Origin of the sequence: Rathayibacter tanaceti, assembly GCF_001634385.1 — a bacterium.
GTDB lineage: Bacteria > Actinomycetota > Actinomycetes > Actinomycetales > Microbacteriaceae > Rathayibacter > Rathayibacter tanaceti.
In genome coordinates this window covers 1-8,360 of the sequence record NZ_LIIN01000123.1, presented here as the reverse complement: position 1 = coordinate 8,360, position 8,360 = coordinate 1, and the positions used below count along the sequence as shown (strand labels likewise).

The following is an 8,360-nucleotide window of genomic DNA, read 5'->3' as shown; positions in this document are numbered from 1 at the left end:
CGCTCCCCGCGCGACGGCGAGCACGCCGAGCACGCTCGGCAGCGCGATCAGCCCGAGCCGGTTGCCCGCCAGGCGCAGCGCAAGGGCGCGGCCGTGGCGGTCGGTGGGGGTCCGCTCGATCAGCCACGACATCGTGATGGGCTGGCCGATGCCGAGCCCCAGCCCCAGCGCGGCGACAGCCACGAACAGCACGGCAGTGGGGGCGGGTAGGGCGACCAGCATCAGGCAGAGCGCCGAGACGAGGATCCCGCCGACCATCACCGGGGTGCGGCCGAGCCGCGCCGTCGCGGCGCCGAGCAGCAGACGCGACGCCATCGACGCGAGCGCGCGGACGGTGAGCAGGGCACCGACGACGCCCGCGGGCAGCCCCCGCTCGGTGCCGAGGGCGGGCAGGTAGACGACGGTCAGGTCGACGGCCGCCACGACGGTCGCGCTGGTCAGTAACGCGCGGGCGAGGCCGGGGACTCGCAGCAGGCCCAGCGTCGAAAGGCCCGGTGTCGAAAGGCCCGGCGTCGATCCGGAGGAGGCCGCCTCGGCCGGTTTCTGCCCGTGCGGAGCAGAGCTCCGGATCCCCGCGGTCACGGCCAGGAGCAGCACGGCGAGCACGCCGCCGGTGACGAACAGCGGCGCCGGATCGGGGCGCACCGAGCCGCCGGCGAAGACCGGGATGAAGGCCGGGCCGATCGCCTGCCCGAGCGATGCGGCGAAGGTGTAGTAGCCGAAGCGGCTGTCGAGGCGGGTGCCTCCCGCGCCTCCGGCGACCACCGTCTGCTGCCCGACGACGCAGCCCAGGTGGCCCGCTCCGAGCAGCGCGATGCCGAGGAGCAGCCCGACGACGCTCCCTCCCGCGAGCAGCAACACGGCAGCGGCGACGACGGCGACCAGCGCGCCGAGCGCCATCACGAGTCGCGCCCCGACGCGGTCGACCAGGCCACCGACCGGCAGCGCGATCAGGAGCGGCACCAGCGCGAAGGAGGCGCCGAGCGCGCCGAGCGCCCACGCCGGCACGTCGAGCTGGAGGGCCTGGTAGACGGCGGCCGGCCGCAGGAGGAACGCGACAGCCTGGATGAGGACGGCGTGCGCCAGCAGCGCCGGGGTGGCGAGGCGGTTCCGCAACGGCGTTCCTCTCCTGCGGGCGGCACACACGACCGACGCTCCCCCATCCTCGCGCACGGCGCGGAGTCGTCGGGCGTCTCCTCCGCGCCCCTCTTTGGGGGCCTGCCCTGAGCCATACTCATATGGTTATCTGTTCTCGGCGCAGCACCGTCCCGATCGGGCTGCGCCGCCTGGGAGGCGCGTCGACGCGTGGCCGACACGAGGCGCACCCCCGCTGCCGTGGCGGTCGCTGCACACGGCGCGCCTCCCTCCGCTCGGGCTCCCGGCGCAACGGAGCGGCCGGGGAGCCCGAGCGTGACGGGCGCGGATCCGGTTCGACGTCGGGATCGGAGAACCGTGGAGGACACCACGACACCGTCGATGAAGGACGCCCTGGTCGCACTCGGGGGTGGGGGCCCGCTTCCTGCTCATCGCACCGGTCGTGGGGATGGACGGGCCGGTGCCCGTCATCCTCGTCGGCGCCGCCCACATTCTCTGGGGAGCACGGACTCGGCGACGTCACCACGCCCGCCGAAGGAGACCGAGAAGGCTCGTTCTCCCCATCGAGTACGAGCCTTCTCGCGTGCTGAGCGCCCGCCGTCAGAGCGCGTGCTCGGGCAGCGCGCCCAGGCGGCGCCGGCCGCGCAGGAGGAACCAGGTCAGGCCGATTCCGACGACCACCGCGATCACGATCACGGCGCTGTACCGTAGCGGCGCACCGTAGACCTCGACACGGGGCCAGGCCAGGTTCACCGTCATGGCGGCGCCCCAGAGCACCGCGACGAGGGTCACCGGGAGACCGGCGCGGCCGAGCGAGAATCGGCCGGGCTCGGCCGCCGGCCACCGTCCGCGCAGCCGCGCGACGAGCAGGGGCACCGTCACGAGCAGGTAGGCCAGATAGATCAGGATGACCGCCACGCTCGTCACCGCCGTGAAGATCGAGGGCGTCCCGATGCTCACCACGAGGATCAACACGGCGAGCACCCCGACGAGCAGCGCGGGCGCCGCGGACATGCCGCGTACCGGATCGACCCGCGCGAGCATCCGGCTCGCGGGGAGCGCGGTGTCGCGGGCCATCGCGAAGATCAACCGGATGCCGGCGGTGTGCACGGCGAGAGCGCACACGGTGATCGCGACGACGACGCAGAACAGGAACACCGTTCCCAGCGGCCCGCCGAGCACCTGGAGCACGACCCGCTGCAACCCGCCCCAAGCCTGCCCGAGCGCCGGGTCGCCGAGGTCGGGTGCGGCGAGGATGCCCAGCAGCAGGATCAGGCCGCCGAGGACGAAGGAGGCGGTCACCGCACGGAGGATGGCAGTCGGCGCGGTCCGGCGCGGATCGACGGTCTCCTCGCTCAGCGAGCCGGCGGTGTCGAAGCCGTACATGACGTACGCCGAGGCGATCGCGGCGATGAGGAAGGCGCCCACGTAGCCTCCGGGCGACCCGTCGCCGTAGCCGCGGGTGTCGAGGAGCACGCTCGGCGGGTGCACGACGTTCACGGCCAGAACGATCACGAGCAGCACCGCCGCGATCAGCTCGATCAGCACCCCGACGCTGGTGATCCGCGCCATCAGCCGCACACCGCGGGCGTTCACGACCGTCGTGAACGCGATCAGCGCGGCTCCCCAGAGCACGGCGTTGACCGAGAAGGAGGCGCCGGTGCCGTCGCCGATGAGCTGGAACCCGCTCCAGATCTGCGGGAGCGTCGCCTGGTAGGCGAGCACCACCGCCGCGAGCGTGACGATCGTGGCGGCCGCCATCAGCCAGCCGGCGAGCCAGCCCACCGTGGGCCCCGCCAGGCGCTTGCTCCAGTTGTAGACGGAGCCGGCGACCGGGTATCGCGCCGCGAGCTCAGCGAAGCAGAGCGCCACGGCCAGCTGCCCGACGAAGACGATCGGCCACGACCACCAGTAGGCGGGCCCACCCAGGGCGAAGCCGAACGAGAAGAGCTGGAACGTGCCGGTCAGGATCGAGATGTAGCTGACTCCCGCAGCGAAGCTGCCGAAGCGCCCCACGCCGCGGCTCAGGGAGGAGCGGTAGCCGAACTCGGCGGCGCCGTCGTCGCTCATGGATTCCCCCCTCCCGGGGCGCGGCCGGCGCGCCGGCGTCAGGATGCCACTCGGCGGCCCACGAGAACGATCGCCCGGCGCCGATCAGCCCTGGGTTGCCCTGGATGCGCGCACGCCGTGGGGGCCCAGCAGCTCGATCAGCTCTTCGACGCCGGAGACGGGCTGCGGCACCGCGCCGACACCGGGTCCGGAGGGTCGGTAGCTCGGCGGATCGGTCGGCAGCACGTGTCCGACGGGTCGCCCCTTCTCCCACACGGTCAGGAGGACGGAGCCGTCGCGCTCGTCCGGCGCACCGATCTCGAAGACCCGGCCGCGGACGATGGCCCGCTGCGGCTCCTTGCGCGCGAGGCGCACCCATAACGGATGGTCGCAGTTCATCCTGCCCGCCCTCTCCGGTCGGCCGGCGGCCGTGCCAGTGACGCGACCCGCCTCGGCGATTCACCTGGTCTGCGGGTCGTTCGCCACCACGGTACGTGGGCGGAAGGAGCCGTGAGCAGGGGTTCACGGCGGTCCCCGGCCGTGATAGCGCCGACGGGGCATTCACTACCGAGAGAGCTCAGTGCTGCAGAATCCGGCGCCGCGTGAGCCCCGTTCCCCAGGCTCGACGCCGTACCTTCGAGGTGGACCGGCGCGGCGAGAGGCGGATCCGCGCACCTGACGCACAGAGGGAGGATTCCGGCAAGCTCCCCCGACCCCGCTTGTCGACATCACACAACCTGCGGAACAGTGGAGGGAGGGGGCAGCCGCATGCCGGCCCGCCGAGAAGGACTGGGGACGCAGATGGGGAAACTGCACTACGACGGTACCGTCGAGATCGACTTCGAGGACCGGGTTCTCGCTCACCTCCAGATCGTCATCACCGGCAAGCTCCGCCGCAACGAATCGTTCTTGCTCAGCTGGCGCGACGACCACAGCATGGGCGACGGCCGCAGCGCGATCTGGCTGCACCCCTCGCACGCCCTGCGCTACAAGTACTTCGGAGGGCGCATGCCCCGCATCAACCCGGCGTGGATCGCCGCGCTGACCGACCTCGCGAATTCTCCCGGCGGTCTCTACATCATCTCGGAGCCCCCCGAGGCCGCGCGTCGCCCCGACAGGGAGGAACACCGGTGAAGCGCACCGACGTCGTCGACGGCGGCGGCGCCTCGACGGCACGACCACGACCCAGGAGACGTTCCGCGCCGCGGCCGGCGCAACCCTCACCGCTCCGACGCCGCAACGACCCGCCGTCGACCGCGGAGAGCGGCGGGCGAACACAGCTCTGACCCTCACCGATACCCACCGTGCCCTCACCGACACGCACCGCACTGACCGACGAGGTCGAGCCGGAGGCCGCCGAGGCGGAGCACAGCGCGCTCGGTGACGAGACGGAGAGCGCATCCGGCATCATTCCAGGGCGGACTCCTACCGTCGCCGAGGCGGAGAAGTCAACCATGTCGACGTGCCCTTCTGATCGATCTACGGTCGTCGTCGTGCCGTTCCGAGCGACCCAGCGTCGGAGCGACGCAACGACGTCGCGTGCGGACCCTGCGCGACGATCCGTCCGACATCGACAGCGCCTGGATCAGGTGCTCCACACAGCCACGGGCTCCTGGCCAGGAGAAGACCCATGACCGACCCTGCCTTCGCTGTGCTCGACGAGCTGATCGCAGCCCTTGAGCAACCCGGAGCGATCGACCTCGGTCTCGGCGGCAGTGTCGTCGCTCGTGCGAGGACACTGCGCGGCCGCCCCGGAACACTCCGCCCGCGGCAGGCTCGCTCCCCGGGGCACCGGCTGGTCCGTCCCGCGTCCGCGACGACGAGGACGCTCCTGCGCCGTCGGTTCGCGGTGCCCGGCACGCGGACGGGGCGTCGTCCTGGTCCCGTTCGGCGGCTCAGGCAGGCGAGAACGCTCTCGATGCCCCGTCCCTGGTAGGACATCCGGTCGATCGCGTCGCGATCACCGCGGCGCTCGGGATCAGTCGTCCTCCCCGGAGCTCCCGCTCCGGCGACGGGTCGACGTCGGAGGTGTAGTCCGCCACTGCGCACGGCAGACGCTCTGCGCTGCGGAGAGCGGAGGCGCGTGCCACTCGGGGCCGTAGCCTCTGACGGTCGCGCATGTTAACGTGAACAAAGCCGACGGTTCTTCTGGACCGACGCTCCCTCTCCCCGAACGGAAAGGTCTCGACGATGAGACGACGCTCCCCGGAGCCCCCTGCCGCCGCGCCCCGGCGCCGCGCCCGATCCCTGTTCCTCGCCACCCTCGCGAGCACGAGCGTCGCCCTCACCGGCGTCCTCGTCCCTGTCACCGCCTCCGCGGCCGATGCTCCCGCCCCTACCGCCCACTACGACATGTCGCACGCCGGATCCGCTCTGCTCGACATCTCGGGCAACGGACGCAACGCCACCCTCACCGGGCTGACCGACGCCTCGTTCGCCGATGCCGGCGGCGACCGCGTCGCCCGCTTCCGAGCCGACGGCTACGCAGCGCTGCCGAAGGGCCTCGTCACCGGCTCCGACAACGCCTTCGCGGTCGAGTACACCGTCAAGACGCAGACGACCGCCAACCAGTTCGGCTGGGTCATCGGCAACGGCGTCGGCGCCTGGAACACCACCCAGCTCGGCAACCACGTGTTCGTGAACCCGCGCAATCCCGACGGGTCACCCAGCGGGCAAGTGCTCGCGGGCATGCGAGTGAAGGACAGCGGCAACGGCGAGACCCGCCTGCCCTTCGGCGGTGCGCTCAACCCCGGCTTCACGACGCTGACCCTCGTCGGCTCCGGCACGGGCTCGAGCACCACGCTGACGCTCTACCGCGACGGGACGCAGATCTCGACCGTCACGACAAGCAAGTCGATGGCGAGCATCGTCCCCTCCGGGTCGACGCTCGGCTACCTCGGCCGCTCCCTCTACAGCGGCGACGCCCTGGTCACTGCCGATGTGACCGACGTCAAGTTCTGGGACACGGCCCTCACCGCCGACCAGGTCTCGGCGAGCATGCCCTCGGCGGCCGCGAAATCGGCGGCGACCTCGGCGCTCCTGCGCTCCGACGTCCTCCCCGTCCTCCTCGCCGGCAACCCCTCGCTCACCGCGGTCTCCTCGAACCTGACGCTGCCCGCGACGAGCAGCGGCGTCCCGCTCACCTGGTCCTCGTCCGACACCGCCGTCGTGTCGAGCACCGGAGTCGTCTCGCGCAGCATCGCGCAGAACACCCCCGTGACCCTCACCGCGACCACCGGCCTCGGCACCACGCTCGCCTTCGACATCGTCGTGCTCGCGCCGAGCATCAACGACGACCTCGATGCGCTCGCGCTGGCCACCCGCACCACCGAGAACCTCCCCCTCGTGGTCGCGGGCACGAAGAACGGCACCAGTATCACCTGGACTTCCTCCGACCCGGCGCTCGTCACCCCGACGAACACTGCGTACACCGCGCCGGCCGTCGGCGCGGCCGATCCGTACCGCGGCGGCGGAGTCGTCACTCGTCCGGCCTACGGCTCGGGCGACAAACCGGTCACCCTCACCGCGACGGCGACGCTCAACGGCGTCACCGAGAGGCGCACCTTCACACTGACGGTCGCCGAGCTCGGACGCACCGCCCCCGATGCGGGCTACGCCGCGGCGTACTTCAGATCCGACGGCGACGAGAAGATCTACCAGGCCGCGACCGCGGGGAACGACTTCTTCACCTTCTCGCCGGTCAACGGCGGCAAGGCGGTCATCACCTCGACGACCGACACGAAGGGCTTGCGCGACCCGTTCATCCTCCGTTCGCACAACGGCGACAAGTACTACATGGTCGCCACCGACCTCTGCATCTCGTGCGGCACGAGCTGGGGCGACGCCCAGTCCAAGGGGAGCCTGAAGATCGAGGTGTGGGAGTCGACCGACCTGGTGCAGTGGACCCGCACCAACGGCGCCGACACCGGCATCACGGTCAACCAGCCCGCGGCCGGCATGACCTGGGCCCCGGAGGCGTACTGGGACGACGCGCTGCAGTCGTACGTCGTCTTCTTCTCGTCGCGCCTGTACTCCGACGCCTCGAAGACCAACAGCGACAAGCTCTACTCGCGTGTCTTCTCGGTGATCACGCGCGACTTCCGCACCTTCACCGCCCCGCCCGCCACCTGGCAGGACACGGGATACGCGCGGATCGACTCGACGATCACCAAGATCGGCGACTCCTACTACCGCTTCACCAAGAACGAGGAGGGCGGTGCCGCCGGCACCCTCGAGACGGGGAAGGACATCTTCCTCGAGAAGTCGACGGTGCTCACCGCGCCGACGACCAGCTCGAACTGGAACGCCGACCCGACGACGACCTGGCAGCTGACCGACACGAACATGACCTCGCTCGAGACCGGTCAGGCCGGTGAGGGGCCCGAGATCATCAAGCTGAACGCGGGCGACCCCAACGACACCACCGCGAACGGCGACGGCTACGCGTTCCTCGTCGACAACTACGGCAGCGGCGGCTACAGGGCGTTCGTCACCTCGGGCGCGGCCATCGCCGGCAGCTCGCAGGCGGCCCGACTCTCGAAGTCGGCGGAGTGGAACGTCTCGACCAAGGGCGGCCTCCCGGCCAGTCCTCGGCACGGCGCGTTCGTCAGCGTTCCGCAGACGGTGCTCACCGCGATGAAGGACTGGACCTCGGTCGCGGCGGTCGGATCCACCACGACGCTGACGGCCGACGGACGCACCGTCACCGCGAGGGTCGCGGCGGCCGACTCTGGAGAGGTCGCGGGCACTGTGACCTTCTCCGGCGGCAGCTGGTCGAGCACCGTGCGGCTCTCGGGAGGCGCGGCGAGCGCCGTGGTCCCGGCCGGAGTGGGCAGCGTCACCGCCTCCTACAACGGCTACGCCGACTCGCTGGTGCGCACCTCGGCCTCGGCCGCGGTGCCGCTCGACACGCTCGAACTCGCTCCGGCGGCCTCGACGCGCTGCATCGCCGGCACGGTGGTGCTCACCGTGGCCGTGAAGAACAGCGATACGGTGGCGGCCGATGTGACGGTCACCTCGGCCTCAGGGTCGAAGTCGTTCACCGCGGTCGCCCCCGGCGCGTCGGCCTCGGCCGCGTTCACCACGCGCCTGGTGTCGATGCCCGCGGGCAGCGTCACCGTGACCGGATCGGCGGCCGGCCAGCCGGCATACTCCGCGACGGTCCCGGTCCCCGCAGCGCGCTGCTGACGCGCTGACGCCGAGGGCCTCCACCCGGC

At 71.6% G+C, this 8,360-nt stretch carries 5 protein-coding genes; 2 read left to right on the top strand and 3 right to left on the bottom strand.

Annotation, left to right across the window (positions count from 1 at the left end):
* The 3 genes from ACH61_RS12700 to ACH61_RS12690 form a co-directional block, all read right to left on the bottom strand.
* The coding region (locus ACH61_RS12700; protein WP_068212543.1) for an MFS transporter at positions 1-1,116 on the bottom strand (1,116 nt) is incomplete at its 3' end.
* 579 nt (positions 1,117-1,695) lie between these two features.
* The gene (locus tag ACH61_RS12695; protein ID WP_068212541.1) at positions 1,696-3,165 is read right to left on the bottom strand and encodes an APC family permease; all 1,470 of its coding nucleotides are present in this window, start codon (positions 3,163-3,165) and stop codon (positions 1,696-1,698) included.
* A gap of 84 nt (positions 3,166-3,249) precedes the next feature.
* On the bottom strand, positions 3,250-3,519 hold the full coding sequence (locus tag ACH61_RS12690; RefSeq protein WP_068212539.1) for a hypothetical protein: 270 nt from the start codon (positions 3,517-3,519) through the stop codon (positions 3,250-3,252).
* Positions 3,520-3,945: 426 nt separating this feature from the next.
* On the opposite strand from ACH61_RS12690, the gene ACH61_RS12685 reads away from it, so the two are divergent.
* Positions 3,946-4,278, top strand: a complete 333-nt coding sequence (locus tag ACH61_RS12685) for a DUF7882 family protein (RefSeq protein WP_068212537.1) — start codon at positions 3,946-3,948, stop codon at positions 4,276-4,278.
* Positions 4,279-5,334: 1,056 nt separating this feature from the next.
* On the top strand, positions 5,335-8,331 hold the full coding sequence (locus tag ACH61_RS12675; protein ID WP_082845248.1) for an immunoglobulin-like domain-containing protein: 2,997 nt from the start codon (positions 5,335-5,337) through the stop codon (positions 8,329-8,331).
* The last annotated feature ends 29 nt before the right edge of the window (positions 8,332-8,360 follow it).